Origin of the sequence: Streptomyces sp. NPDC005774 (assembly GCF_042871645.1) — a bacterium.
Taxonomy (GTDB): domain Bacteria; phylum Actinomycetota; class Actinomycetes; order Streptomycetales; family Streptomycetaceae; genus Streptomyces; species Streptomyces pratens.
Window position 1 is genome coordinate 161,381 of sequence record NZ_JBIAIV010000009.1, and the last position, 25,751, is coordinate 187,131.

Here is a 25,751-nt window from a genome sequence, read left to right on the forward strand (position 1 = left end):
CCCGCTCAGCCGTTCCAGATGTCGTCGTACGGGTCGTTCGGGGTGGGGACCGGCTGCGCCGACGTGACCTCGAAGTAGGGGACAGGACCGTCGTTGACCGGGTCCTTCGTCCGGCGCGGGCTGTAGGTGCCGCTGACCTCCAGCCAGTCATCCGGTTGCAGCACCGGGGGGACCTCGCCGGTCAGGGCGATCTTGACCGGCTGTCCGTCCGCCGCACAGCAGTTGAGGGACATGCGGACCAGGTAGGGGGTGCCGGACGCGTCCAGGGCGACGAAGCCGGTGATCTCGATGGGCCGGTCACGGAGGTCGCGGCCGTCGTCGTAGACCGCGCGGGCCGCGTACTCCCCCACCCCGAGGCGAAGTGGGCCCTCACCGGCGGGGAGGTCCGGGAAGCCGAACGGCTTCTGCAAGGCCGTACCCGTGTGGGTGGCGCTGTACGAGCCGAGGGCCGGCGGCGCCACCAGGATCAGGGCGAGGACGGGGAGGGCCAGGAGCCAGGAGATACGAGGCTCGCGATGCCCCCGGTCGTGATCATGCTCGCCGCCACCACCGTCGCCGCTTCCGCCCCCGCTCTCGTCGCCGCTCTCACCACCGTCGCCGCCCCCGCCCCCGCTACCCTCGCCGTTTCCGTCCCCGTTCCCGTCGCGGGCGCGCTTTCCGGACGCTTCGCGCCACTCGTACCAGACCGTCGTCATCGCCGTCACGACGAGTACGGCTCCGCACAGCAGGAGCAGCGGGCGCAGGCCGGCCTTGACGTAACGCAGATGGAGGTCGGTCAGCCCGGCGTGCAGCACGGTCGCGCCCAGGAGGAACAGCAGGGCCGCCTGCGCCTGCCGGTTCAGATCGAGGTTCGGGTTCGGCTTCAGGTTTCTGCGCAACCGGTTCACAGCAGCACCGCTCCTGTCAGGACCGAGACCGCCACCGCCAGGACGAGGGTCGCCGGGGCGAAACGCAGGGCGAATCCGCGGCCGAACGTGCCCACCTGCATGGCGAAGAGCTTGAGGTCGATCATGGGGCCCACGACGAGGAAGGTGAGCCGGGCCGTCAGCGAGAACTGGGTCAGGGACGCGGCGACGAACGCGTCCGCCTCCGAGCAGATCGACAGGAGAACGGCCAGCGCGGCCAGTACCAGGACCGACAGCACGGGATGATCGGCCGCCCGTTGCAGCCAGTGGGCCGGGACGACCGCCTTCAGCGTCGCCGCGGCCATCGCACCGACCACCAGGAAGCCGCCGGCGTGCATCACGTCGTGCCGGACCGACCCCCAGAACGCCGCGCCCCGGCTCTGCCCCTCGTAGGACGAACGGGACGGCGGACGCAGCCAGTCCGCGCGGCCGTGGCGCTGCCACAGCCAGCCCATCAGACAGGCCACCAGCAGGCTCGCCACGAACCGGGCGAGGACCATCATGGGATCGTTCGGGAAGGCGACCGCGGTCGCCGTCAGCACGATCGGGTTGATCGCGGGGGCCGACAGCAGGAACGCCAGGGCCGCCGCCGGGGCCACTCCCCTGCGCACCAGCGCCCCCGCCACCGGGACGGACGCGCACTCGCAGCCGGGGAGCACCGCGCCCGCCGCGCTCGCGACCGGGACCGCCAGGGACGGATGTTTCGGCAGGGCGCGGGCGAAGAAGGACGGCGGGACGAACACCGCGATCGCCGCGGACAGCAGGACGCCGAGCACCAGGAAGGGCAGCGCCTGGATCATCACCGCCACGAACACCGTCGTCCAGCTCTGCATCACCGGGGCACCCAGGGCGCGGCGGATCGGGTCCTGGAGCATCACGGCGGAAAGCAGGAACAGGACGAGGAGAAGAGGGGAGTCGAGGTGCCGGGACTCCTCGGGCACCCCGCCGCCGTCACCGTTGCCGCCGTCACCGTTGCCGCTGTCAGCGTTGCCGTCACCGCCGGGCGCCGTGCCACCGCCGGTCCCACTGCCCGGTCCACTCCCCGGCCCGCCCTCCGGCCCGCCCTCCGGCCCGGGTCCCGGCCCGGTCGGCCTGTGCCTCATCCCGTTTCCCCGCGGAGTCGGCTTGGTCATGGCCACGGGCCGGGTACCTCCGGAATCGCGCACGGAGCGGGAGCGGGGACGTCAGCCGGGCGGGGGCGCGTCTCCCCTCCCGTTCCCGTGGATACGGAGCGAAGGACGAGCGTGTTCAGCACCATTGAGCATCGTTGGGCACCATTGGGCATCGTTCGGCACGCACCGGGCACCGCGTACGCCTGGAACCGTCTGCGTGTATACGGCAGTCTTTCCTCTCGTGGTGAGCCTTCCGAATCAGACCCTGCCGGGCGTCCCCCCTGCGCACATGGTGGTGTGCGGTGACGACGGACTCGCGCACCGTCTCGCCGCCGAACTCCGGGGCGTGTACGGCGAACAGGTCACGCTCGTCGTCCCGCCCTCCGGGCTCCGGGTGCGGGAACCGGTGGTGGGGCGGGCCCGTGCCGCATCGGCCGCGCTGCTCGACCGGTTCGTGAACGCCACCGTCAACCGAGCGGGCACCCAGGGCGGTTCGGACGAAACGTCCGACGAACGGCTGGTGGAGGCCGCCGAACCCACCGACGCCGTACTCGTCGAAGTCGGTGTGTCGCGGGCCGCCGCGCTGGCCCTGGTGTACGACGACGACGAGACCAACATCCGTGCCGCCCTCAACGCCCGCCGGATCAACCCCAGGATCCGTCTCGTCCTGCGCCTCTACAACCGGCGCCTGGGCCGGCACATCGAGGAACTGCTCGATCAGGCAGCCGAGTTGTCCGGCGGTGACACACAGGGGCAGGGGTATTCCAGGACCGACATCTCCACCACCGTGCTGTCCGACGCCGACACGGCCGCCCCGGCCCTGGTCGCCACCGCCCTCGTCGGCACCAGCAAGATCGTCGACACCGACGGGCTGATGCTGCGCGCGGTCGAACGGCATCCCCCGCGCCCCGGCGAGGTCGCCGATCCCGGTCTGTGCACGCTGGCGTTGCTGTCCGCGACGAGCAACGACCCGGCCGGCTCCGAGGGTTCGGAGGACAGTGGCGACCAGGGGCCGCAGATGCTGCCCGACGCGGCGGCCGTCGCGGCGGCGACCGGACGCGGCACGATGGTGCTGGAGCAGGTGTCGTACTCCGGACCGCCGCTGCCCGTCATCAGGGCCCAGGTGCCGCCGTTCGCCTCGCTGTTCTCGCAGCGGCTGCGGTGGTCGCTGGCAGGTATCGCGGCGGCGGTGGTGGCGCTGGCGGTCGTCCTGGCCCTGGCCACGGACGACCACCCGCTGCACGCCACCTACGTCACCCTGCTCGACCTCTTCGCGATCAACGAACCCGCTCACAACGACTCCATGAGCCGACAGATCCTGCAACTGCTGTCCGGGCTGGTCGGGTTGCTGCTGCTGCCGGTGCTGCTGGCAGCGGTCCTCGAAGCGATGGGCACCTTCCGCACCGTTTCGGCGCTGCGGAAGCCGCCGCGCGGGCTGAGCCGGCACGTGGTGCTGCTCGGGCTCGGCAAGATCGGCACTCGGGTGCTGACCCGGCTGTGTGAACTGCACATCCCCGTGGTGTGCGTCGAGGCCGACCCGGAGGCGCGGGGCATGGCCACGGCACGGCGACTGGGTGTACCGGTGGTGCTCGGGGACGTCACGCAGGAGGGCGTCCTGGAGGCCGCGAAGATCCATCGGGCTCACGCGTTCCTCGCGCTCACCAGCGTCGACACCACCAACCTGGAGGCCGTGCTGTACGGGCGGGCCCTGCGCGCCGACCTGCGGGTCGTCCTGCGGCTGTACGACGACGAGTTCGCGACGGCCGTGTACCGCACCCTGCGGGCCGCGCACCCCGACGCGGTGACCCGCAGCCGCAGCGTCTCCCACCTGGCCGCGCCCGCCTTCGCCGGGGCGATGATGGGCCGGCAGATCCTGGGAGCCATCCCGGTCGAGCGGCGGGTGCTGCTGTTCGCGGCGCTGACCGTGGGCGGGCATCCGCAACTGGAGGGGAAGACGGTCGGCGAGGCGTTCCGGGCCGGAGCGTGGCGGGTGCTGGCCCTGGACACGGCGGCGACCCGGTCGGCGGCGCCGGGCGCGCACGGGAGCGGCATCTGGAACGGCTCCGGGAACGCCGCCGGGGCCGGCACCGGAGCCGGCCGCGACACCGGAGCCGGCCGCGGCAGCGGCCCCGGCGGCGCCACGGTGGCCGGTGAGCCGCCGGGGCCGTCGGGGCTGGTCTGGGACCTGCCCGACACGTACGTCCTGCGGAACGAGGACCGGGTGGTGCTGGGCGCCACCCGGCGAGGGCTGGCGGAACTGCTCGGGCGCAGGGGAAGGGGACAGCCGGGAAGGTGACCCGGCGACCCGGACGACCGGGGACCTGCCCTGCCGGTGCTTCCCGGGCCGGAGCCCGAAAAGCCCCCCCGCCGCAATCCCTCAGCCCTGCTCTCCCGCCTCCGTCTCCGTCTCCGCCCCCGTTCCTGTCCTTGTCCCCGTTCCTGTTCCTGTTCCCAAGTGCCTTTCCGCGAAGTCCAGTTCCAGGCGGACCTGCTTGATCCGCTCATCGACCACCAGGGAACCGTGCCCCGCGTCGTAGCGGTAGACCTCGTGGGGGGCTTCGCGGGACTGGAGGCGGTGGACGTAGTTCTCGATCTGCCGGATCGGGCAGCGAGGGTCGTTCACCCCGGCCGAGATGTAGACCGGCGCCTTCACCCGGTCGACGTAGGTGATCGGGGAGGATGCCTCGAACCGGTCGGGCACCTCCTCGGGCGTGCCGCCGAGGAGCGTGCGGTCCATCGCCTTCAGCGCCTCCATCTCGTCGTGGTACGCCGTGACGTAGTCGGCGACCGGGACCACCGCGATGCCCAGCGTCCACGCGTCGGGCTGGACGCCCAGGCCGAGCAGGGTGAGGTAGCCGCCCCAGGAGCCGCCGGTGAGGATCAGGCGGTCGGGGTCCGCGAGGCCCGAGTCGATCGCCCACTCGCGGACCGCGGCGATGTCCTCCAGCTCGATCAGCCCGACCCGGTGCTTCAGCGCGTCGGTCCAGGCTCGGCCGTAGCCCGTGGAGCCCCGGTAGTTGACGCGGACCACCGCGTACCCGTGATCGACCCAGGCGGCCGGGCCGGCGGCGAAGGAGTCGCTGTCGTGCCAGGTGGGGCCGCCGTGGATGTCGAAGACGGTGGGCAGCGGGCCGGTCACGCCCTCGGGCTTCTGGACCAGGGCGTGGATACGGCCACCGGGGCCCTCCACCCAGACGTCCTCCACCGGCACCGAACCGGGCGAGCGCATCCCCGGCGGGTCCAGGACGACCTCGCCGGTCGTGGAGCGGACCGCCGACGGCTGGGCCGAGGACGACCACAGGTACTCCACGCTGCCGTCCGGCCGGGCCGTCGCGCCCGAGACGGTGCCGCGCGGGGTGTCGATCTCCACCAGCTCCGGGCCCGCCAGGTCGTAGCGGAACAGCTCGCTGCGGCCCTCGAAGCCGTGTGCGACGAGCAGTCCCGTGCCGTCCGGGAACCACTCGGCGCTCACGTCACCCGGCAGTTCCAGGGAGAGGTCCGTCTCCTCGCCCGTCGCCACGTCCCACACCAGGGGCTCCCAGCGGCCGCGCCGCTGATGACCGATGAGCAGACGCGTGTCGCCGTCGACGGGGGCGAAGCCCAGCACCTCCAGGCCCAGCTCCTCGGTGCCGCCCTTGGTGTCGTCCAGCTCGGCGACCGTGGTGCCGTCGGGGCGCAGCACGCGCAGCGCGGAGTGCATCGCGTCGCCGTGCTCGGTGTGCTCGATGGCGATCAGCGATCCGTCGTGCGAGAGGTCCCCGACGCCCGCCGACTCACGGTGCCGGTAGATCTCCACCGGTGCCACGGGCGCCTCGGCTCCTCCAGTCCCCTCAGCCCCCTCAGCCCCTTCGGCCCCTTCGGCCCCTTCGGCTCGTGGGACGGTCCGCACCAGGTGGATCGTCGTACCGTCCTCGTCCGTGGAGCGGCCCACGACGGCCGTGCTCCCGTCCCGGCCGAGGGCGAGACCGGCCGGGTACGAGGCGTCCAGACCCGGAGCGGCGAGCTCGTCGGGACCGCCCGCGAACGGCTGGCGGCGCCAGACGCCGAACTCGTCACCGTCCTTGTCGTCGAACCACCAGATCCACTCGCCGTCCGGCGAGAGCGCGCCGTCCGTGGTGCCGTTGGGCCGGTCCGTCACCTGGCGCTGCTCACCGGTCGACCGGTCCCAGGCATACAGCTCGTACGTCCCCGTCGCGTTCGACACGAACAGGGAACGGTCGGGGGCGTCCTCCGCCCAGTCGGGCAGGGACACCCGGGGTGCCCGGAAGCGCTTCTCCCAGTCGGGCATCCGCTCGCCCTGATGTACTCGCTCGGTCCGATCCGTCCGCCCCGCCAATGCGCCGGACCCGTTGCTCTCAGTCATGGCCCCATAGTGCCCTTCCCAACGGGTATCGCGCCGCCGAGACCCCCAGCCTGTGGACAACCGAGCCCCCGGCCTGTGGACAACTGAGGTCCCGGCCTGTGGACAAACGGGATCCTCAACCTGTGGACCACCGGCGGGATCCCGGGTCTCCAAGGCTGCCCCGCGGGCCTGTTCCCGGGCGCGGCACCGTACGGTGGGGGTGTGTACCGGTTTCTGCTGACGCCCCGATGGTGGGGGATCAACGTCTTCGTGCTGCTCGCCATCCCCTTCTGCATCTTCATGGGTTCATGGCAGTTGGGCCGGTTCGAGGACCGCGTCGAGGACCACCGCGGCGCCGAGGACAACGTCGCCTCCGGCCGGCAGGAGGAAGCCCGGCCGCTGGACACGCTGCTGCCGGTCACCAAGGCGACCTCCGGCAAGCCGGCCACCGCGAGCGGCCGCTACGAGGAACAGCTCCTCGTGCCCCACCGCGACCTCGACGGCGAACCCGGTCACTACGTCCTGACGCTGCTGCACACAGACACCGGCAAGGTGCTGCCCGTCGTACGGGGCTGGCTGCCCGGCGATCCGGAGCCGGCCGGCACGCCCGCGCCGCCGGACGGCGAGGTCACCGTCACCGGGGCGCTCCAGGCGTCCGAGACCCCCGGCAGCAATGGCGTCGCCGCTCTCAGCGGCCTGCCCGAGGGACAGACCGGCGCGATCAGCTCGGCGTCCCTGGTGAACCTGGTGCCCCACGACCTGTATGACGCGTGGATCACTCTCGACCAGGGCGACTCGGGGATGCGGGCGGTGCCCGCGGTCGCACCCAGCGGTACCGGGCTGGACCTCAAGGCCTTCCAGAACCTCGGCTACACCGCCGAGTGGTTCGCCTTCGTGGGCTTCGTGATCTTCATGTGGTTCCGGCTGGTGCGCCGCGAGGCGGAACTCGTCCGGGACACGGAACTGGGCCTGGTCCCGGACGAGGACGCGAAGCCCGAGCCGGGCCGACAACATGACCAGCAGGACCAGCCCAGCCCGTCAGGGGTCTGACGGGCAGGCGTTGTCCGCTCAGCTCGCCGTGGTCGGCAGCAGTCCCGTCCAGTAGACGGTCCCCGCGCAGGCGTTGGACACCGTGGCGGTCGCCGTTCCCGTTCCCGACATCGGGGTGTACGTCAGCGTCACGCTGCCGTCGGCCGTGCCGTCCGCCCTGAGGAGCTGGGGCACGGTACCCGTCTCGCCACCCGTGGACGTGCCGTCGCCGACCGTCGGGTCCTCGGAGGGGCTGGGGTCGGGCGAGGGCTCGCCGGTACCGCCGTTGTCGCCGCCCCCGCCGTCGGTGGGGCAGGGCTCGGAGGGCACCCAGGCGAACTTCACGTCGTACGACTCACCCGGCTTGAGCACGAGCTGCCCGGCCTCCAGGGACGGGTCCGGCAGGCCCGCCGCCGCGTCCCCGGCCATGTGACGGGCCGAGCCCACCTTGGTGGCGTCGGCCGCGCCCAGCGGTGTCACGCCCAGGCTTCCCGGCCCGCTGACGGTACAGCCGGTGGTGGACACGTTGGCGACCCGGAAGGAGCCGTAGACCGCACCGGTGGAGTCGGGGGCGTCGCTGCTCGCGACGGCCGGACCGAGCTGTGCGGCCGTGCAGACGGGTGACCCCGAGGCGGCACTCGCCGAGGGGTCCGCCCCCTCCGTCACGCCGGTGCTCGCCCCGGTGCCGACTTCCTTCTCCTTGTCCTTCTTGCCGTCCTTCCGGTCCTTCTCGATCTGGTCCGAGGCCCCGCCCGCGGTGGTCTCGCCGCCGTCGGGGTCCAAGCCCTCGTCGGTGCCGCCCTGGGCCTGCGAGGCATGGCCGACGGCGGACGGGTCGGCGTCGGCGGAGTTGGAAACGTGGACGAGAGCCGGTACGCCCGTGCCGACGAAGAGGAAGGCGGCTGCCGCGCCGACGAGGATCTGCCGCTTGCGCGCCCGGCGGGCCGGCACGGCGCGCCGCAGGTAGTCCAGCGAACCCTCACTCGGCTCCACCACGCGCACCGAGCTGTGCAGCAGGCTGCGCAGCTCCAGCTCGTCCGGGTCGAGCAGGCCGGTTCCCTGGCCCGCTCCCTGCCCCGCTCCCTGACCCGCTTCCAGCTCGGGCCCATGAGCGTCCGGGCCGTCGTTGCGGTCGCTGCCGTCGTTCACAGTTCCGTTCCCAGCGTGCGATTGCTTCGTCTGCTGCCCGAGCGGCGACACCGGCCCACGCGGCACGCGCGGACCGTCTCCGCCGGAGGATCCCGGGCCGTCGGCTCCGGTCACGCCCTCGGCGTCGGACGTGCCATCGGACTCGGACGTGCCATCGGACGCATGTGCCCCAGCCGTCCGCTCCTCGGCCGCCTGTTCCTCGGCCGCCTGTTCCTCGACCGTCCGCTCCTCGGGCGCGCCCTCTTCGGGTTCGCGCTCCCCGGCCGCACGCACTTCGGGCTCCCGTTCCTCGGGTTCACTTTCCTCTGGTTCCCGCTCGTCGCCCTCGGGCTCGGGCTCGCGCTGTTCGCTCCCGGGGGTACGCACGGGCGTGCCTTCCTCCGCCCCGCGCTCCTCCTGCTCGCGCTCCTCGCCGCGCACGTCCTCGCCGCGCACGTCCTCGCCGCGCACGTCCTCGCCGCGGGCGTCCTTCCCGGCGCTCATACCGTCGCCTCCATGGCCACCCGCAGCGCCGCTATCCCGCGCGAGCCGTACGCCTTCACCGAGCCCAGCGAAACGCCGAGCGTCGACGCGACCTGCGCCTCGGTCATGTCGGCGAAGTAGCGCAGCACCAGCACCTCGCGCTGACGGCGCTGAAGCCCCTTCATCGCCTTGATGAGGGAGTCGCGTTCCAGCAGGTCGTACGCGCCTTCCTCTGCGCTGGCCATGTCGGGCATGGGCTTGGAGAGCAGCTTGAGGCCGATGATGCGGCGGCGCAGCGCGGAACGGGAGAGGTTGACGACCGTCTGGCGCAGATACGCCAGGGTCTTCTCCGGGTCCCGGACGCGTTTGCGGGCGGAGTGGACGCGGATGAACGCCTCCTGGACGACGTCCTCGCAGGAGGCGGTGTCGTCGAGGAGGAGCGCGGCGAGGCCCAGCAGCGAGCGGTAGTGCGCGCGGTAGGTCTCGGTGAGGTGGTCGACGGTCGTGCCGGCCGCCACTACGTCGTCGGCACCGCCGTCACGCTGACTGGGTATGCGGGCATGCCGCGCTGCGGGCATCGGCGCGATCACCGGCATGCCACCGGACGCACCGGCCTTGCGGGGTCGGAGAGCCTGGCGGGGCGGGCGTAGAGCCGGGCCGCGCGGCGTTGCGAAATCGAGTACCTCAGCCACGCCAGTTGGACACGCTTCCCCCCACGAGGGTTGTACGTGCCGGGCGTCATGTTTACGGCGCCCGGCACAGACCGTTCCGCATCGTCCGGGCCCCGGCGATCACCGCCCCGTGCCGGTCGTACGCCGTCCCTCGCCGACTGCGCCTCGTTCACGCCGGGCAGTACCACCGACAGCACACCGAATGCCCTCATGCGTCCCGCTCTTCCCCTATGCCTCATATGAACGGACGTCCCACGTCCCACGTCCGGCTCCGGACGTCCCCACGTCCGAAAAAGACCGCCTCGCCCCTCAAGAACACCCCGAAGGGGATGCCCGCAGAGACGCTCTCCGCCCGGCACGCGGTTGCGCGGGGCGAAAGGTAAATCCTTGACCGCAAACCGTTCGGGATCAAGAGATCCGAGACACATGACCGGTTCACATCACTTGCACGGATCCTACAAAAATAAATGCTGTGACCAAGGATTATTTACAATACGGAAGGTCAGGGCCGGCCCGGCATCGCCACCAACTCGGCGATCTGCGCGGTGTTGAGGGCGGCCCCCTTGCGGAGGTTGTCGCCGCAGACGAAGAGCTCGAGCGCCGTCGGGTCGTCCAGGGCACGGCGTACCCGCCCCACCCAGGTCGGGTCGGTGCCGACGACATCGGCGGGCGTGGGGAACTCACCCGTGGCGGGATTGTCGTACAGCACGACGCCGGGTGCGGTGGCGAGGATCTCACGGGCCCCGTCGACGGTGACCTCGTGCTCGAAGCGTGCGTGCACGGTGAGCGAGTGCACGGTGATCACCGGCACCCGTACACAGGTCACGGCGACCGGGAGTCGGGGCAGGCCGAGAATCTTGCGGGACTCGTCGCGGACCTTCATCTCCTCCGAGGACCAGCCGTCCTCGCGCAGCGACCCGGCCCACGGCACGACGTTCAGCGCGACCGGCTCCGCGAACGGCCCGGTGTTGTCCCCTACGGCCCGGCGTACGTCACCGGGGCCGGTCCCCAGCTCCGTGCCCGCCACCAGGGAGAGCTGCTCCCGCAGGGTCCGCACCCCCGCGTGCCCGGCGCCGCTGACCGCCTGGTACGAGGAGACGACCAGCTCGCGCAGTCCGAACTCGGCGTGCAGCGCACCCACGGCGACGATCATCGACAGGGTGGTGCAGTTCGGGTTGGCGACGATCCCGCGCGGGCGGATCCGCGCGGTGTGCGGGTTGACCTCGGGGACGACGAGGGGCACCTGAGGATCCATGCGGAAGGCACCGGAGTTGTCGACCACCACCGCGCCCCGCGCGACGGCGACGGGCGCCCACCGGGCGGCGACCTCGTCGGGGACGTCGAACAGCGCGACGTCGATCCCGTCGAAGGCCTCCTCGGTGAGCGCCACGACCTCGGTCTCCTCGCCGCGCACGGTCAGCTTGCGGCCGGCCGAGCGCGGGGAGGCGATCAGTCTGATCTCGCCCCAGATGTCCGCCCGCTGGGACAGGATCTGGAGCAGGACCGTGCCGACTGCTCCGGTCGCCCCCACGACCGCGAGCGCCGGTCGCCCGGACCGCGTCATCAGCGGCCGGTACCCCCGTAGACGACGGCCTCGTCGCTGTCGGAGTCCAGCCCGAAGGCGGTGTGCACGGCGTTGACGGCCTCGTCCACCTCGTCCTTGCGGGTGACGACCGAGATGCGGATCTCGGAGGTCGAGATGAGCTCGATGTTCACGCCCGCGTCGGACAGCGCGGTGAAGAAGTCGGCCGTGACCCCGGGGTTGGTCTTCATGCCGGCGCCGACCAGGGAGATCTTGCCGATCTGGTCGTCGTAGCGCAGGGAGTCGAAGCCGATGGCGCCCTTGTTCTTCTCCAGGGCGTCGATGGCCTTGCGGCCGTCGGTCTTCGGCAGTGTGAAGGAGATGTCCGTGAGGCCGGTGGAGGCGGCGGACACGTTCTGCACGACCATGTCGATGTTGATCTCGGCGTCGGCGATCGTGCGGAAGATCGAGGCCGCCTTGCCCGGCTTGTCCGGCACACCGACGACCGTGACCTTGGCCTCGGAGGTGTCGTGCGCGACACCGGAGATGAGCGCCTGCTCCACCTTCTTGTCCCCTCGCTGAATCGGCTCACTGCTGACCCACGTGCCCGGCAGTCCACTGAAGGACGAGCGGACGTGGATCGGGATGTCGTACCGGCGGGCGTACTCCACACAGCGGTGGAGCAGCACCTTGGACCCGGAGGCCGCCAGTTCGAGCATGTCTCCGGTCGAGATCCAGTCGATCTTCCGGGCCTTCTTCACCACCCGCGGGTCGGCGGTGAACACGCCGTCGACGTCGGTGTAGATCTCGCACACCTCGGCGCCAAGAGCGGCCGCCAGGGCCACCGCGGTGGTGTCGGAGCCGCCGCGGCCGAGCGTGGTGATGTTCTTGCCCTGCTGGCTGACGCCCTGGAAACCGGCGACGATGGCGATGTTGCCCCCGTCCACCGAGGTCTGGATCCGGCCGGGCGTGACGTCGATGATGCGGGCTTTGTTGTGGACCGAGTCGGTGATGACACCCGCCTGGCTGCCGGTGAAGCTCTGGGCGTTGTGGCCCAGGTTTTTGATCGCCATGGCCAGCAGGGCCATGGAGATCCGCTCTCCCGCGGTCAGCAGCATGTCGAGCTCGCGCCCGGCAGGCATCGGGGATACCTGCTCGGCGAGATCGATCAGCTCGTCCGTCGTGTCGCCCATCGCGGAAACCACGACGACCACCTGGTGGCCGTTCTGCTTGGCTTCCACGACCCTCTTGGCGACGCGCTTGATGCCTTCGGCATCGGCTACGGAGGAGCCTCCGTACTTCTGCACGACAAGGCCCACGTGCGCTCCTCGCTCATTCCGTCGTTGTCCCACGCTGTGCACACAGGTGTGCCCAGCCCGGTCGGCTCATTCTATCGAGCGCCCGGAAAACGCCTCCTCGATATCGCATCGTGAGACTTCCGGGCACCCGCGCAGGGGGCTCATGCCCAGGGCAACGCGGACCACTCGGAAAGTGCCCCGCGTCACACTCCCATGGCCGCCGCGTAAGCCTCGGTCGCCGTGCGTGCGGCCTGCTTGCGGGACTCCCACTCGGCGTCGGACGTCTCGGGCCGGCTCTCCCGGACCCGGTGCTCGGCCTCTGTCCAACTGCCGTACCGGCTCATCGGGCCCCTCCCCCATCCTCTGTCGTCGCGTAGCCGGGTACAGATGGCCAACGGACGGTCAGCACCACCGACTCCTCCTCCGCGAACCATGAATGGTCGGCTCCCGGCCCCCACACGACGTAATCGCCCTGCTCTTCCAGAAGGACGCTGCGGCCGAGAAGTCCAACCCGGAAACGACCGCTGATGAGGACCAGGAGAGCCGTGCGTTCCTCACCCTTCACCCACTGCGAGCGCTCATCGCCACAGGGATGGACACCCCATTTGATCTCCACCGCCTCGCTGTGGCGCGGATCGCCGACGTCCTTGAAGTGCCCGAGAATCCAGCCCCGGTCCAGCGCCGCGTCCTTGCCCGCGTTGCCGACGTACACACTGTCGTGAGCACCTCGGCCACCATTGTCCGCATGGCGCCCACTTGAGCGCTTATGTGTCATTGAGTCGCTTTATGCTCACGCTGTACAGCAAGGTCTCTGCTCCGGTTCGTTACGTCACCGGGCGCATACCCAGCGGGCCGCTGATTTCCTCGACCATGACCCTGCCCGCCTCGATCTCCAGGGTGTCGTCGCCCATGGCCTGGTCGGTGTCGAGGCCGTCCAGGGCGGCGAGGGGCTGGTTGAGGCGGACGTGGGCCACGACGGACTGCAGGGCGCGCAGGGCGGCGGAGGCGGTGGAGCCCCAGTTGGAGAAGTAGGAGAACTGCCACCACCACAGGGCTTCCGTGGTGCGGCCGGCACGGTAGTGGACCATGCCGTGGCGGAGGTCGGTGATGACGTCGGTGAGGTCGTCGGAGATCCGGGCCGGGACGGGCGCCGTACGGGGCTCGTACGGGTCGAAGACCTCGGAGTAGACGTCGACCGGCTCCAGGAGGCGGGCGAGGTTCTCGCGGAGGTCGTCCACGTCGGCCTCGGGGCCCGGGTCGGGCTCGTAGGGCTCGTCGGGGACGATGTCCTCGTGCGCGCCCAGCCGGCCGCCGGCCAGCAGGAGCTGGGAGACCTCCAGCAGGAGGAAGGGGACCGCCGAGTCCGGTTCGTCGCCCTTGGCGACCTCCGTGACGGCGACCAGGAAGCTCTCGATCTGATCCGCGATCTGGACCGAGAAGTCGTCCGGGTCCCGGTCGATCGCGTGCAGCGTGGCATCAGACATCTAGGAGTCGTCTCCCCTCGAAGGCGCGGCCGAGGGTGACCTCGTCCGCGTATTCCAGGTCTCCGCCCACCGGAAGGCCACTGGCCAGGCGGGTGACCTTGAGGCCCATGGGCTTGATCATGCGGGCGAGGTACGTGGCCGTGGCCTCGCCCTCCAGATTCGGGTCCGTGGCCAGGATCAGCTCGGTGACCGTGCCGTCCGCCAGCCGGGCCAGCAGTTCCCGGATACGCAGGTCGTCGGGGCCCACCCCGTCGATCGGGCTGATCGCGCCGCCAAGGACGTGGTAGCGGCCCCGGAACTCGCGCGTGCGCTCGACGGCCACGACGTCCTTGGGCTCCTCCACGACACAGATGACGGCGATGTCGCGCCGGGTGTCACGGCAGATGCCGCACAGTTCCTCCTGCGCCACGTTGCCGCAGGTGGCGCAGAAGCGGACCTTCGCCTTCACTTCCATGAGGGCGTGGGCGAGACGCCGTACGTCCGTCGGCTCCGCCTGGAGGATGTGGAAGGCGATCCGCTGGGCGCTCTTGGGACCGACGCCGGGCAGCCGCCCGAGTTCGTCGATAAGGTCCTGTACCACGCCTTCGTACAACGGACTGCCCGTCCTTCCTGGGTTCCTTCAGTACGTACCGTAGAGGCCTTCGGCCCGTCCTAGAAGGGCAAACCGGGAATGCCGCCGCCGCCCAGCCCCTGGGCCAGCGGGCCGAGCTTCTGCTGCTGGAGGTTCTGCGCGTTCTCGTTGGCCGCCTGGACGGCCGCGACGACGAGGTCCGCGAGGGTCTCGGTGTCCTCCGGGTCCACCGCCTTCGGGTCGATCTTCAGGGCGCGGAGCTCACCGGAACCGGTGACAGTGGCCGTCACCAGGCCGCCGCCCGCCTGACCGTCGACCTCCATGTGCGCGAGTTCCTCCTGCGCCTGGGCCAGGTCCTGCTGCATCTTCTGAGCCTGCTGGAGCAGCTGCTGCATATTGGGCTGGCCACCACCGGGGATCACGATTCAGCTCCTTGGTCGGTCCGTACGTACGGGACTTTCCCGTTCGGCACGAGCCTACGTGGTCCGGGCGGCCGTCGCCCCAGCACTCTTTCGAGTGAGTCACCCTCGCGTCCTATACCTGATCACAGCCCTCTTCCGGGCGGAAGCGGCGCTCGAACCCCCGACGCGGCCACCCTTTGGGAGGTAGGAAGGGGCCCGGCACGTCCGCGTCCGGTGCCCGAGCAGGGGCCGAGCAAGCGCCGAGCAGGCGCTCACAGGGGGCCGGCGGAGGTCAGGCCAGGATCGGGTTCGGAATCGGGTTGGGTCGGGTCGGGTTCCGAGGCCAGTAGGGAGTAGCGGGTGGTTCAGCCGGAGATGCAGCCCGAGGGCCGTCCGCAGGACGGGTTCGGCGAGGGGGCGGCCGGGCTGCGGCCGGGTGATCTGACCGGGCGGGTGTTCCCGCTCGGGGACTGGGGCGAACCCGCTCCCCGGCTGGACGAGCTGTACCGGTGGGTGGAGCGCGGGGCGCTGGACACCGCCGCCTGGTATCTCGCTGAGCGGGCCTGGAAGCGGCGGTGCGCGCGGGCGCTGCGTACGGGGGCCGCGGCGGGGGTGGCCGCCGGGGCGGCGCTGCCGCTGCTGGATCTGACCGGAGCGACCGACGGCGTCGCCCCTTGGGGGTACGTGTCGTTGCTGCTCGCGGTCGTCTGTGTGGCCGCGGACCGGTTCTTCGGGGTGACCTCCGGCTGGATGCGGGACGTGGCGACCGCGCAGGCCGTGCAGCGGCGACTCCAGGCGTTCCAGTTCGACTGGGCGTCGGAGTGCGTCCGCGAGGTGCTGGGACCGACCGAGGGCACCGCGAGCGAGGCGGCCGAGCGATGCCTGTCGGTGCTGCGGCGGTTCTCGGAGGACGTGAGCGAGCTGGTGCGGGTCGAGACGGCGGACTGGATGATGGACTTCCGTACGGGCACGAGCGTGCCGCCGGGCATCCAGGGGGCGCCGGCGGGCACGGGCCGCCCCGAGTCGGCCGGTCAGCCCCACGGCCGCTTCTCGTCCGCGCCCGGGGCCACCCGCCCGAACATGCCCCGGCAACGGCCGCCGGAGCCGAGGTGAGCGCTCCCCCGGCATGCCGGGTCTCGGAGTTCCCGGGGCTCGGAGTTCCCGGGGCTCGGAGTTCCCGGGGCTCGGAGTTCGAGGTCGGCGCAGAGGCGCTGGACTCCCGGGTTCAGACACGGGAGATGCCCGTGGGTGTGGATCACGTCCTGACCTGTGCCGCGGGTCAGGTACGTCAGGAAGCTCGAGGCCAGGGAGTCCGACGGCGGCCGCCCGTAGGTGTACGCGTACTCGATCTCACGGAACGGGTAGGAGTGGTCCCCCCGTTCCAGGGCCTCGACGGACGGGGCCTTGCCGTCCAGGCTCAGCCGGTTCACGCCCTTCGCCGGTTCACGCCCTTCGCGCCGACGGCCCGGTTGAACTCGCTGTACCCGATCGAGCCGGGGAGGTCGGCGACGGTCCGCAGCACCAGTTCCGTCGAGTCGAGTTCGCAGCGCAGGACCGGTGCCGTGGGGTCGTCCCTGTGCCGGCAGTCGAGGGACGAGTTGGCGATCTCGCCCCTGCCCAGCACCCGGTGCTGCAGCACCTGCCGTGTGCCCGAGTTGGCGTCCCGGCTGACCAGGCGCACCGCGACATCACGCCCGCCGAGTTCGCTCCAGTTCGTGATCTCGCCCCGGTACAGCCTCCGTACGGCCGCCGTGGACAGGTCCTTCACTCCCACGTCCTCGTTCACCACCAGGCTGAAGACCGGCACCGCCACCCGGTTCTCGCGCAGTTCGGGCAGCCCTGCGGGCTTGCGTCCGTTCGCCGAACATTCAACAGCAGGCCGTAAGCGTGCCGTTGGTGTGCCGCGTCAGTCCCGCGTGTAGGTGAGCTGTTCGCCGCTGCTGGTGTTCACGCGTCGGAGGGAGCCGTCGGGCAGGAGGGTGATGGCGCTGGCGGCTCCCGGGGTGCAGGCGCTCCGCGGTTGGCCGACCGTCACGGTGGTCGGGCCGATCTCCAGCCGGCCGCCGGAACCCGCGTTGGTGAGGTCGCCCTCGAACACGCAGTGGTAGGCGCCGTTGCCGGTGGGCCCGTCGGCGACGAGGGACATGACCGTGTCACCGGCCTCGCCCTGCTGGATGGTCAGCGTGCGGCTGTGCAGCCCGCTCGCGTTGTCGATGGTCGTCGACCAGTTGCCGAGGTATCCGGTCGGGATCGCCCCGTCGGCGGACGGCTGATCCGTCCCGGCGACGCTACCCGGGCCGCCCGTTCCGTCCGTCCCGGTCGAGGACTTCCCGTCGGGTGAGGGGTTGCTGCCCTGGGACGTGCCGTCGGTCGGCGTGCCCGAGGGATCGCCGCCCGCGGTATCGCCGTCGCCGCCCTTCATCAGCGCGTACACCGTGCCGCCCGCGGCGAGCGCGACGACCAGCGCGATCACGACGAGCAGCGCGGTGGAACGGTTGTCGCGCGGGGACTGCGGCGGGCCGTACGGCGGCGGATTCGTACCGAAGGGCGGCGGGCCGTAGGGAGGGGTGGCGCCGGCGGCCCCGTAGCCGTTGTAGGGGTAGCCGTAGCCGGGAGACTGGGGGTGCGGCTGAGCGTGCTGTTGCGAGTACGGCTGAGGGTGCGGCTGGGGGTGGCCGTGGGCGGCGGGACTCTGCCCGGCCGCCGGGGTGCCCGGAACCGGGCCCGGGGGTGCGGTGGGGCCGTTCGGGCCGACGACCAGGGTGGGCAGGTGGTTCACCGGCGCGCCGCCCCCGGGCGTGCCGGGCGCGGGCGGGGCGGAGTCGTCGGCGGCGGGGGCGTGTTCGGGGGTGGCGGCGGGCGCGGAACCGTCCTGCGCGGGCGGCGGCGCCTGGGGATCCTCCGCGTCCAGGAGCCGTACGGCGTGCCGGCCGAGCTGGGCGACCAGCGCGGCCGGCAGCCAGGGCTCACGGGAGCGGCCGTCGGCGACGGTCTCCTCGGCGCCGGTGCGCAACAGGATCTGGTCGAGAGTGGGCCGCTGGGCAGGGTCCTTCCTGAGGCAGTCCTTCACGAGGCCGGCGAGGCCCTCGGGGACCCGGCCGAGGTCGGGTTCTTCCTCGGCGATGCGGAACATCAGGGCGTGCACGCTGCTGTTGGCGGTGCCGAAGGGAAGCTCGCCGGTGGCGGCGTAGGCGAGCACCGAGCCGAGGCAGAAGACGTCGCAGGCGGGGGTGAGGCGATCGCCGCGCACCTGCTCCGGTGCCATGAAACCGGGCGAGCCGACCAGCGCCCCGGTGCGGGTGAGGCCGCCGTCGGTCACGGTCTCCATGGCCCGCGCGATCCCGAAGTCGATGACGCGCGGCCCGTCGATGGTGACGAGCACGTTGGACGGCTTGAGGTCGCGGTGCACGATGCCGGCGGCGTGGATGTCCTTCAGCGCGTGCGCGAGACCGGCGGCGAGAATGCGGACCGACCGCTCGGGCAGTGCGCCGTGGTCCTGCCCGACGACCTGCTGGAGGCTGGGCCCGGCGACATATCCGGTGGCGACCCAGGGCACCGGGGCCTCGGTGTCCGCGTCCAGTACCGGCGCGGTCCAGTCGCCGCCGACCTGCCGGGCGTTCTGCACCTCCTGGCGGAAGCGGGCCCGGAACTCGTCCTGCTGGGCCAGTTCCTCGCGCACCAGCTTGACGGCGACGGTGCGTCCCCGGTCGGAACGGGCGAGGTAGACCTCCCCCATGCCGCCGGCTCCGAGCCGCGCGAGCAGCCGGTACGCGCCGATTCTGCCGGGATGCCGAGCGTCCTGGTTTCCCATCGCGTCCCCCGCCCCCGGTCCGTGCTTGTCCATCGCTCTGCCGCCTTCCCCCGCCGTGAGCAACAGCCTGAGGATAAGCCGGGCACTGTCCGGGGCGAGCCGGGTGTTGTCTACGGTTCCGTAACAGGAGGTCCGAGGTCGTCGAGCACCGCGCACAGGCGTTCCAGTGCCTGGATCGCCTGTGCGAGTTCGGTTTCGCCGAACGTCTCCGCGAGGCGTTTCGCATAGGCCGCGTGGCCGGGGCCGATCCCCGCGACGGCCGCGCGTCCCTGCTCGGTGACGGCGAGGAGCTTGGCGCGGCGGTGCGCCGGGTTGGGCCGGTACTCGGCGAGACCCCGCTCGACCAACAGGTCGGCGATGCGCTGCACGCTCTGCCGGGTGATGCCCATGACGCGGGCGATGCCGGATACCGGCAGGGGTTCGCGGAGGACCGCGCCGAGCACCTGCCACCGGGCGGCGGTGAGTCCGGCGGGCCTGGCGAGTTCCTCGGCGACCGCGAGGAACTCGCCGTTCAGCCGGAAGGCACCGAGCGCGCCGCGGCTGAGCAGATCCTGCTGTTCGCGGCTCACCGGCCCAGAGCCTCCTCGAACTCGGCGTACGCCTGGGGGTCGGAGTCGTGGAAGAGCCGGTACCAGGCGTCGATCGCCGGTTCGTCGTAGGCGCCGAGCAGCCGGAAGATCTCGCGGGCGAAGGCGACGGGTTCGGTGGGTCCGGCGGTGACCAGCCCGCCGTCGGTGACGGCGTCGGCCTCGGCGTACCGCGCGCCGCCGGCGTAACCGGTCGCGGCCAGGTAGAAGGAGGCGGCGCTGGTGTGCGCCCGCTCGTCGAGCAGTCCCTCGCGGGCGAGTCCGGCGGTGGCGCCGCAGATGGCGGCGACGGGCACACCGGCGTCGAGGAAGGTGCGGGCCGTGCGGGCGAAGGGGGCGAGGTCGTCGCCCTCGTCCCAGAGACGGGCGCCGGTGAGGACCAGCAGCGCGCTGTCCTCGGGCCGCAGGTCGTCGAGTGCGAGGTCGGGCAGCACGCGCAGCCCGCCGGCGCTGGTGACGGGCGCCCCGGTGGGCGCGACGGTACGGACCTCGTACCCGGCGAGGGCGAGGTACGCGGTGGTGTGACCGGTCTCCCAGTCGGCGTAGGTGTCGTAGACGGCGAGATGGACGGGCTTGCGGGTCATGACCGCTCCCTGAATGCGCCGGGGGATGAGGGGATGAGGGTGTCGCGGTGACAGCCGGCCGGGTCTACCGGGCCTACCGGACCGGCCGGACCGGCCGGACCGACCCTCATGACAGCACGCTGACAGGTGTGCAGCATGCTGTCAAAGAGGGAGGGTCGCAACTTACGCTCGGCCGTATGACTGCTCAGCCGAACCCCGAGACCGGGGCCTCCGTGAAGGCCGCCGACCGTGCCCACGTCTTCCACTCCTGGTCCGCGCAGGAGCTGATCGACCCGCTCGCCGTCGCCGGGGCCCAGGGGTCGTACTTCTGGGACTACGAGGGCCGGCGCTACCTCGACTTCACCAGTGGGCTCGTCTTCACCAACGTCGGCCACCAGCACCCCAAGGTCGTCGCCGCGATCCAGGAGCAGGCCGGCCGGATGACGACGTTCGCGCCCGCGTTCGCCGTCGAGGCACGGTCGGAGGCGGCCCGGCTGATCGCCGAGCGGACGCCGGGCGACCTGGACAAGGTCTTCTTCACCAACGGAGGCGCGGACGCCGTCGAGCACGCCGTCCGGATGGCGCGGCTGCACACCGGACGGCCCAAGGTCCTCTCCGCGTACCGCTCGTACCACGGCGGCACCCAGCAGGCCGTCAACCTCACCGGCGACCCGCGCCGCTGGGCCTCCGACAGCGGTACGGCCGGGGTCGTGCACTTCTGGGCGCCCTTCCTGTATCGCTCCCGCTTCTACGCGCAGACGGAGGAAGAGGAGTGCGCGCGGGCGCTGGAGCACCTGGAGACGACGATCGCCTTCGAGGGGCCGTCGACGATCGCTGCGATCATCCTGGAGACCATTCCGGGGACGGCGGGCATCATGCCGCCGCCGCCCGGTTATCTCGCCGGGGTGCGGGAGCTGTGCGACGAGCACGGGATCGTCTTCGTCCTGGACGAGGTGATGGCCGGGTTCGGCCGGACCGGCACCTGGTTCGCGGCGGACCTGTACGACGTCGTGCCGGATCTGATGACCTTCGCGAAGGGCGTCAACTCCGGCTACGTACCGCTCGGCGGCGTCGCGATCTCGGGCGCGATCGCCGAGACGTTCGCGAAGCGACCGTACCCGGGCGGGCTCACCTACTCCGGGCATCCGCTGGCCTGCGCCGCGGCCGTCGCGACGATCAACGTCATGGCCGAGGAGGGCATCGTCGAGAACGCGGCACGGCTGGGGACGTCCGTCGTCGGGCCGGCGCTGCACGAGCTGGCGGAGCGGCACCCCAGCGTGGGCGAGGTCCGCGGGGTCGGCATGTTCTGGGCGCTGGAACTGGTGCGCAGCCGGGAGACCCGGGAGCCGCTGGTCCCCTACGACGCGACCGGTGGGGCGGGCGCCCCCATGGCCGCCTTCGCCGCCGCCGCGAAGGGGGAGGGACTGTGGCCGTTCGTGAACATGAACCGCACCCACGTCGTCCCGCCGTGCAACGTGAGCGAGGCCGAACTGAAGGAGGGCCTGGCCGCGCTGGACTCGGCACTGTCGGCGGCGGACGAGTTCGTGGACCGACCGTGAGGAGATGACCCGGCCATCCGAACAGGCATGGGTCACTCGAACACGTAAAGTGGCGTGACCGTGGGCGGACACGTGCGCCGGACGCGTCCGCCGGATGTATCGGCGCACGTATGCGCCGCATGCATCCGGTCGGCACCGGGACACACGCACCGCCCGCCCCCACGCGTGGCACGGTCACGCCACTCGAACACGACAAGGGAGACGCCCGACCATGCCCGGCATCAGCGGCAACGGCGCGGTGACGCGCAGCACGCTGCGGCAGCAGATCGCCGACGCGCTCCGGGACGAGGTGCTGGCCGGGCGGATGGAGCCGGGGCAGGAGTTCACCGTCAAGGAGATCGCCGACCAGTACGGGGTGTCCGCGACCCCCGTACGGGAGGCGCTGGTCGACCTGTCGGCGCAGGAACTGCTCGACTCCGACCAGCACCGGGGCTTCCGGGTGCACGAGTACTCCGTCGACGACTTCCGCGGCATGATCGAGGCCCGCACGCTGGTGATCGACGGGATGTTCCAGACCCTGACCGACGCCGACGGCCGCCTGGCACGCCTCCGGCCCGAGGAACCACGGGTCGCCGCCGCGCTCGCCGGAGTCCGGCGACGCGGGGAGGAGGCCCAGCGTTCCGCCCTCGCCGGCGAACTCACCGTAGTGATCGGCTACGACCTGCGCTTCTGGCGCGAGCTCGTGACCCTGTTCGGCAACCCCCACCTCACCGCCTTCCTGCACCGGATCCGCGTCCAGACCTGGGTCTGCGTGGTCCAGCACCTGCGGCGCCTGCCCGATCTGCGGGGGCAGTTGTGGTCCGAACACACCGATCTGGTCGACGCACTGGTGCGCCGTGACATCGATTCCGCCCGCGCGGTCGTCGCGTCGTACAACGCCCACTCCCTGGCCCTCGTCGAACGGCTCCCCTCGGGCTGAACGGCCCGGAACGGGTGTGAAGTGGAGCCCGGGGGCCGGGTCCCGCGTCGCCTGTGTTCGTATGGGTAGAGGATCTGCACGAGGGGTGTCACCCTCGTGCCCCGCCGGTACCCTTCCCTGACCTCCGTACTGGATGTACCGGACGTACCGGATGCGGTGGACGCGCTATACGAGGAGCTCTCTTTGGCCTGTGACCTGTGGCTGGTACCGCTCGTCGACGTGTTGTGCCACACCCCCGACAATCCGTTCGCCGAGGAACTCGCGCAGTACAACAAGGTGCTGGCCGAGGCCGGGCTGCCGCCGGTGCCGGTGTACCAGTACATGCCGGGGCTGTCCGGCGAGGTCGCCCCGGTCGCGGGTTTCGACTACGACGCGCTGCACTTCCTGCGGCGCACGTATCTGCTCCAGGTGTGCGGCCTGCCGGTCACGCCGGTGGGCGAGCTGGGCGGCGACTACGAGCAGTTGCTGGAGATGTTCGAGTCGACGGCCCAGCAGTCGCACCTGGTCTGGCACTACGACCACGCGGGGGCCTACGTCCCCGTGGACTTCCCGCACCCGCTCTCCAGCGACGAACTCCTGGCCGGCGGCGGCCCGCTGGGGTCCTCCCACGCACTGCTGCGGGAGCTGGAAGTCGTCGCCCCGGCCCTCGGCATCGACCCCGCGAACCCGCCGGCCGCGCCGAAGCCTCCGCAGGGGCCGACCGAGCTGGAGGAGCCCGCCGTCCCCGCGCCGTACGACCCCAGCCCTTTCGCCCGCGAACGCCACGTCTGGCTCGGCCTGCACGCGGCGGCCACCCGCAGCCTGGCCCAGGGCTCGATGATCGTCTTCAGCTGAGCCCTGGGCGGCAGCCGGCTCGTCCCGGACGGCCTGAACGCCCCGGACGCACCGGACGCACCGGACGCACCGGACGCACCGGACACGAAAACGTCCCGGCGGCCCTGGGCGGGCCACCGGGACGTCGGGGTGCGGCGGGGTACGGCAGGACCGGACTAGAGGAACGAGTTGATCTGGATCGTCTCGTCGCGGCCCGGGCCCACGCCGATCGCGGAGATCGGGGCGCCGGACATCTCCTCCAGGGCCTTGACGTACGCCTGGGCGTTCTTCGGCAGGTCGGAGAAGGACTTCGCGCCGGTGATGTCCTCGGACCAGCCGGGGAGCATCTCGTAGACGGGCTTCGCGTGGTGGAAGTCCGTCTGGGAGTACGGGAGCTCCTCGACGCGCTTGCCGTCGATCTCGTAGGCCACGCAGACCGGGATCTGCTCCCAGCCGGTGAGGACGTCGAGCTTGGTGAGGAAGAAGTCGGTCAGGCCGTTCACGCGGGTCGCGTAGCGGGCGATGACCGCGTCGAACCAGCCGCAGCGGCGGTCGCGGCCGGTGGTGACGCCGCGTTCGCCGCCGATGCGGCGCAGGGCCTCGCCGTCCTCGTCGAAGAGCTCGGTCGGGAACGGGCCGGCGCCGACACGGGTCGTGTACGCCTTGAGGATGCCGATGACCCGGCTGATCTTCGTCGGGCCCACGCCGGCGCCCGTGCAGGCGCCGCCCGCGGTCGGGTTCGACGAGGTGACGAAGGGGTACGTGCCGTGGTCGATGTCGAGCAGGGTGCCCTGGCCGCCCTCGAAGAGGACCACCTTGTCCTGGTCGAGGGCCTGGTTGAGGACCAGGACGGTGTCGGTGACGTACGGCGCCAGCTTGTCGGCGTAGCCCAGCAGCTCCTCGACCACCTGCTCGACGGCGATCGCGCGCCGGTTGTAGAGCTTGGTGAGCATCTGGTTCTTGGCGTCGAGCGCGGCTTCGACCTTCTGGGTGAGGATCGACTCGTCGTACAGGTCCTGGACCCGGATGCCGACGCGGTTGATCTTGTCGGCGTAGGTCGGGCCGATACCGCGGCCCGTGGTGCCGATCTTGCGCTTGCCGAGGAAGCGCTCCGTCACCTTGTCCACCGTCACGTTGTACGGCGTGATGATGTGTGCGTTGCCGCTGATCAGGAGCTTGGACGTGTCGACGCCACGCTCGTTCAGCCCGCTCAGCTCGGAGAACAGGACAGAGGGGTCGACGACGACACCGTTGCCGATGACGGGAGTGCAACCAGGAGACAGGATTCCGGAAGGGAGCAGGTGGAGGGCATACTTCTGGTCGCCCACGACCACCGTGTGGCCGGCGTTGTTGCCGCCTTGGTAACGCACCACGTAGTCGACGGATCCGCCGAGCAGGTCCGTCGCCTTTCCCTTGCCTTCGTCACCCCACTGAGCACCGAGCAGCACAAGTGCGGGCACGCGCGTACACCCCTTCCGGGCGGGGCATGTCCAGGGTCAGGGGCGTACGCGGAGGATCTCCGCCGCGCACACACCGCGACCACCGTGGCCGCCAACCGTCGGACCGTATGCCCCGGAATAGACGAAGCCCCTGCGCAACAGCGCAAGGGGCTCTTGCACAAAGATGCTACCCGAGGAAGCGAGGCATGGCCGAGGTGGCGACTTCCCCGACGTCCGATCAGCTCCTGGTGGTCATCGATCCGGTCGCCCGCCGCAGCGACGGCGAGTCCGTACGTATCGCGAAAGACGTGCTCAGCGGGGGTGCGACGATGAAAGTGTGCTTGCCGGACGGGCCGGAGGAGTTCGCCCGCGCGCTCGCCCGGCGGGGCTCCCGGCGTCCGGTACTGGTCGGCGACGACCGGGCCCTGATGCGGGCGGTGGGCCTGCTGCACCGGCAGCGGGAGCTGACCGGCTGCGGACTCGCCCTGGTACCGGTCGGGGGTGCGCTGTCGCTCGCCCGGTCGCTGGGGGTGCCCACGGGGGCGGTGGCCGCGGCGCGCGCCGTGCTGGACGGTACCGAGCGGCGGATGAACCTGCTGGTGGACGACAGCGACGGCGTGGTGCTCGGCGCGGTACGGATTCCGCCGGTCGGCGCCGACCGGGTACGGGAGGAGGACGCCGAAGAGGCCGAGGACCCGGAGGACCCCTACAGGGCCCCCTGGGCGGGGCAGCGTCCGTGGCTGAGGACCTGCCAGTCCCTGGTACGGACCCTGGTGCCGGTCCGGCCGCCCCGGGTCGCCTCCGCCCCCGAGGGCGGGCCGGTCCGGCTGCGGGTGGAGGTCGACGGGAAGATTCTCATCGACCTGCGTCAGCCGGTGGAGTCCGTCTCCATCGTCCCCGGGCCCGGCGGGATCGCCCGGGTCGAGGTGCGGCCGGTGTCCGTCGGCGCGGAGGCGGCGCCGCTGCTGGCCGAGGGGCACACGGTGACGGTGTCGGGAGCGCACTTCCGCTACCGGGCGGACGCCCTGGTGTCCGGGCCGGTGGGCACCCGGACGTGGGTGGCCCGGGAGGACGCCTGGGGGCTGACGCTGCCGGTGTGAGCCGCGGCGCCATG

23 protein-coding genes and 1 pseudogene are annotated in these 25,751 nt (G+C 71.5%); 7 read left to right on the plus strand and 17 right to left on the minus strand.

The features are described 5' to 3' along the window. Positions 1-5: 5 nt before the first annotated feature. Together ACFYQA_RS11595 and ACFYQA_RS11600 are read right to left on the minus strand one after the other, a co-directional pair. Positions 6-842 carry a TIGR03943 family putative permease subunit gene (locus ACFYQA_RS11595; RefSeq protein ID WP_388915163.1) on the minus strand — a complete coding sequence of 279 codons (837 nt, stop codon included), beginning with the start codon at positions 840-842 and terminating at the stop codon, positions 6-8. Positions 843-883: 41 nt separating this feature from the next. Next, positions 884-2,008 carry a permease gene (locus ACFYQA_RS11600; protein ID WP_388914995.1) on the minus strand — a complete coding sequence of 375 codons (1,125 nt, stop codon included), beginning with the start codon at positions 2,006-2,008 and terminating at the stop codon, positions 884-886. Positions 2,009-2,306: 298 nt separating this feature from the next. Here ACFYQA_RS11600 and ACFYQA_RS11605 point away from each other — a divergent pair, with 298 nt between their 5' ends. After that, positions 2,307-4,313: an NAD-binding protein gene (locus ACFYQA_RS11605; RefSeq protein ID WP_388915166.1), complete on the plus strand. Its 2,007-nt coding sequence runs from the start codon at positions 2,307-2,309 to the stop codon at positions 4,311-4,313. A gap of 81 nt (positions 4,314-4,394) precedes the next feature. Here ACFYQA_RS11605 and ACFYQA_RS11610 read toward each other — a convergent pair whose 3' ends face one another. Beyond that, positions 4,395-6,380: a prolyl oligopeptidase family serine peptidase gene (locus ACFYQA_RS11610; protein ID WP_388914998.1), complete on the minus strand. Its 1,986-nt coding sequence runs from the start codon at positions 6,378-6,380 to the stop codon at positions 4,395-4,397. A 201-nt stretch (positions 6,381-6,581) separates the two neighbouring features. Here ACFYQA_RS11610 and ACFYQA_RS11615 point away from each other — a divergent pair, with 201 nt between their 5' ends. Next, positions 6,582-7,409: an SURF1 family protein gene (locus ACFYQA_RS11615; RefSeq protein WP_388915000.1), complete on the plus strand. Its 828-nt coding sequence runs from the start codon at positions 6,582-6,584 to the stop codon at positions 7,407-7,409. A gap of 18 nt (positions 7,410-7,427) precedes the next feature. Here the strand turns inward: ACFYQA_RS11615 and ACFYQA_RS11620 are convergent, their stop codons facing one another. From ACFYQA_RS11620 to ACFYQA_RS11660, 9 genes are all read right to left on the minus strand, one after another. Further along, positions 7,428-9,020: a hypothetical protein gene (locus tag ACFYQA_RS11620; protein ID WP_388915003.1), complete on the minus strand. Its 1,593-nt coding sequence runs from the start codon at positions 9,018-9,020 to the stop codon at positions 7,428-7,430. After that, a complete protein-coding gene (locus tag ACFYQA_RS11625; RefSeq protein WP_388915005.1) occupies positions 9,017-9,691 on the minus strand; it encodes a SigE family RNA polymerase sigma factor in 675 nt (224 codons plus the stop codon). The genes ACFYQA_RS11620 and ACFYQA_RS11625 overlap by 4 nt, the downstream gene beginning before the upstream one ends. A 481-nt stretch (positions 9,692-10,172) precedes the next feature. Further along, a complete protein-coding gene (locus ACFYQA_RS11630) occupies positions 10,173-11,234 on the minus strand; it encodes an aspartate-semialdehyde dehydrogenase (RefSeq protein ID WP_388915008.1) in 1,062 nt (353 codons plus the stop codon). Then, complete coding sequence (locus ACFYQA_RS11635) at positions 11,234-12,511, minus strand: aspartate kinase (RefSeq protein ID WP_388915011.1); 1,278 nt, start codon at positions 12,509-12,511, stop codon at positions 11,234-11,236. Before ACFYQA_RS11635 ends, ACFYQA_RS11630 begins: the two co-directional genes overlap by 1 nt. A 182-nt stretch (positions 12,512-12,693) precedes the next feature. Further along, positions 12,694-12,834, minus strand: a complete 141-nt coding sequence (locus tag ACFYQA_RS11640; RefSeq protein WP_388915014.1) for a hypothetical protein — start codon at positions 12,832-12,834, stop codon at positions 12,694-12,696. Further along, positions 12,831-13,265: a signal peptidase I gene (locus tag ACFYQA_RS11645; RefSeq protein ID WP_388915018.1), complete on the minus strand. Its 435-nt coding sequence runs from the start codon at positions 13,263-13,265 to the stop codon at positions 12,831-12,833. Before ACFYQA_RS11645 ends, ACFYQA_RS11640 begins: the two co-directional genes overlap by 4 nt. 49 nt (positions 13,266-13,314) lie before the next feature. Next, on the minus strand, positions 13,315-13,974 hold the full coding sequence (locus ACFYQA_RS11650; RefSeq protein WP_388915021.1) for a DUF5063 domain-containing protein: 660 nt from the start codon (positions 13,972-13,974) through the stop codon (positions 13,315-13,317). Beyond that, positions 13,967-14,566: a recombination mediator RecR gene (gene recR / locus ACFYQA_RS11655; protein ID WP_386393267.1), complete on the minus strand. Its 600-nt coding sequence runs from the start codon at positions 14,564-14,566 to the stop codon at positions 13,967-13,969. The genes ACFYQA_RS11650 and recR overlap by 8 nt, the downstream gene beginning before the upstream one ends. 59 nt (positions 14,567-14,625) lie before the next feature. Further along, positions 14,626-14,967, minus strand: a complete 342-nt coding sequence (locus tag ACFYQA_RS11660) for a YbaB/EbfC family nucleoid-associated protein (protein ID WP_388915025.1) — start codon at positions 14,965-14,967, stop codon at positions 14,626-14,628. Between the two features lie 339 nt (positions 14,968-15,306). Here ACFYQA_RS11660 and ACFYQA_RS11665 point away from each other — a divergent pair, with 339 nt between their 5' ends. Next, on the plus strand, positions 15,307-16,059 hold the full coding sequence (locus tag ACFYQA_RS11665; protein ID WP_388915028.1) for an SLATT domain-containing protein: 753 nt from the start codon (positions 15,307-15,309) through the stop codon (positions 16,057-16,059). 86 nt (positions 16,060-16,145) lie between these two features. Here the strand turns inward: ACFYQA_RS11665 and ACFYQA_RS11670 are convergent. The 4 genes and pseudogenes from ACFYQA_RS11670 to ACFYQA_RS11685 form a co-directional block, all read right to left on the minus strand. Continuing rightward, positions 16,146-16,825: pseudogene (locus ACFYQA_RS11670) on the minus strand (substrate-binding domain-containing protein); the annotation flags it as partial. A gap of 27 nt (positions 16,826-16,852) precedes the next feature. Continuing rightward, positions 16,853-18,790, minus strand: a complete 1,938-nt coding sequence (locus ACFYQA_RS11675) for a protein kinase (protein ID WP_388915031.1) — start codon at positions 18,788-18,790, stop codon at positions 16,853-16,855. Between the two features lie 77 nt (positions 18,791-18,867). After that, positions 18,868-19,326: a MarR family winged helix-turn-helix transcriptional regulator gene (locus ACFYQA_RS11680; RefSeq protein ID WP_388915035.1), complete on the minus strand. Its 459-nt coding sequence runs from the start codon at positions 19,324-19,326 to the stop codon at positions 18,868-18,870. Next, on the minus strand, positions 19,323-19,928 hold the full coding sequence (locus ACFYQA_RS11685) for a DJ-1/PfpI family protein (protein ID WP_388915038.1): 606 nt from the start codon (positions 19,926-19,928) through the stop codon (positions 19,323-19,325). The genes ACFYQA_RS11680 and ACFYQA_RS11685 overlap by 4 nt, the downstream gene beginning before the upstream one ends. 176 nt (positions 19,929-20,104) lie before the next feature. Here ACFYQA_RS11685 and ACFYQA_RS11690 point away from each other — a divergent pair, with 176 nt between their 5' ends. The 3 genes from ACFYQA_RS11690 to ACFYQA_RS11700 all read left to right on the plus strand — a co-directional run bounded on the left by ACFYQA_RS11690 (position 20,105) and on the right by ACFYQA_RS11700 (position 23,219). Then, complete coding sequence (locus ACFYQA_RS11690) at positions 20,105-21,466, plus strand: aspartate aminotransferase family protein (RefSeq protein ID WP_388915041.1); 1,362 nt, start codon at positions 20,105-20,107, stop codon at positions 21,464-21,466. A 211-nt stretch (positions 21,467-21,677) separates the two neighbouring features. Further along, the gene (locus ACFYQA_RS11695; RefSeq protein ID WP_388915043.1) at positions 21,678-22,385 is read left to right on the plus strand and encodes a GntR family transcriptional regulator; all 708 of its coding nucleotides are present in this window, start codon (positions 21,678-21,680) and stop codon (positions 22,383-22,385) included. Positions 22,386-22,568: 183 nt separating this feature from the next. Then, the gene (locus tag ACFYQA_RS11700) at positions 22,569-23,219 is read left to right on the plus strand and encodes a hypothetical protein (RefSeq protein WP_388915046.1); all 651 of its coding nucleotides are present in this window, start codon (positions 22,569-22,571) and stop codon (positions 23,217-23,219) included. Positions 23,220-23,374: 155 nt separating this feature from the next. Here the strand turns inward: ACFYQA_RS11700 and ACFYQA_RS11705 are convergent, their stop codons facing one another. Continuing rightward, a complete protein-coding gene (locus ACFYQA_RS11705; protein WP_386393247.1) occupies positions 23,375-24,658 on the minus strand; it encodes an adenylosuccinate synthase in 1,284 nt (427 codons plus the stop codon). Between the two features lie 185 nt (positions 24,659-24,843). Between ACFYQA_RS11705 and ACFYQA_RS11710 the strand changes: the two genes are divergently transcribed. Further along, positions 24,844-25,737 carry a diacylglycerol kinase gene (locus ACFYQA_RS11710; RefSeq protein ID WP_388915049.1) on the plus strand — a complete coding sequence of 298 codons (894 nt, stop codon included), beginning with the start codon at positions 24,844-24,846 and terminating at the stop codon, positions 25,735-25,737. Positions 25,738-25,751 lie beyond the last annotated feature (14 nt).

What these genes read in the sequence shown, in the direction of transcription:
- ACFYQA_RS11630 (WP_388915008.1), bottom strand. Translation starts at nt 11,234, where the DNA reads ATGACGCGGTCCGGGCGACCGGCGCTCGCGGTCGTGGGGGCGACCGGA.
- ACFYQA_RS11600 (WP_388914995.1), bottom strand. Translation starts at nt 2,008, where the DNA reads ATGAGGCACAGGCCGACCGGGCCGGGACCCGGGCCGGAGGGCGGGCCG.
- ACFYQA_RS11610 (WP_388914998.1), bottom strand. Translation starts at nt 6,380, where the DNA reads ATGACTGAGAGCAACGGGTCCGGCGCATTGGCGGGGCGGACGGATCGG.
- ACFYQA_RS11650 (WP_388915021.1), bottom strand. Translation starts at nt 13,974, where the DNA reads ATGTCTGATGCCACGCTGCACGCGATCGACCGGGACCCGGACGACTTC.
- ACFYQA_RS11640 (WP_388915014.1), bottom strand. Translation starts at nt 12,834, where the DNA reads ATGAGCCGGTACGGCAGTTGGACAGAGGCCGAGCACCGGGTCCGGGAG.
- ACFYQA_RS11710 (WP_388915049.1), top strand. Translation starts at nt 24,844, where the DNA reads ATGGCCGAGGTGGCGACTTCCCCGACGTCCGATCAGCTCCTGGTGGTC.
- ACFYQA_RS11675 (WP_388915031.1), bottom strand. Translation starts at nt 18,790, where the DNA reads ATGGACAAGCACGGACCGGGGGCGGGGGACGCGATGGGAAACCAGGAC.
- ACFYQA_RS11620 (WP_388915003.1), bottom strand. Translation starts at nt 9,020, where the DNA reads ATGAGCGCCGGGAAGGACGCCCGCGGCGAGGACGTGCGCGGCGAGGAC.
- ACFYQA_RS11645 (WP_388915018.1), bottom strand. Translation starts at nt 13,265, where the DNA reads ATGACACATAAGCGCTCAAGTGGGCGCCATGCGGACAATGGTGGCCGA.
- ACFYQA_RS11690 (WP_388915041.1), top strand. Translation starts at nt 20,105, where the DNA reads ATGACTGCTCAGCCGAACCCCGAGACCGGGGCCTCCGTGAAGGCCGCC.
- ACFYQA_RS11685 (WP_388915038.1), bottom strand. Translation starts at nt 19,928, where the DNA reads ATGACCCGCAAGCCCGTCCATCTCGCCGTCTACGACACCTACGCCGAC.
- ACFYQA_RS11695 (WP_388915043.1), top strand. Translation starts at nt 21,678, where the DNA reads ATGCCCGGCATCAGCGGCAACGGCGCGGTGACGCGCAGCACGCTGCGG.
- ACFYQA_RS11605 (WP_388915166.1), top strand. Translation starts at nt 2,307, where the DNA reads ATGGTGGTGTGCGGTGACGACGGACTCGCGCACCGTCTCGCCGCCGAA.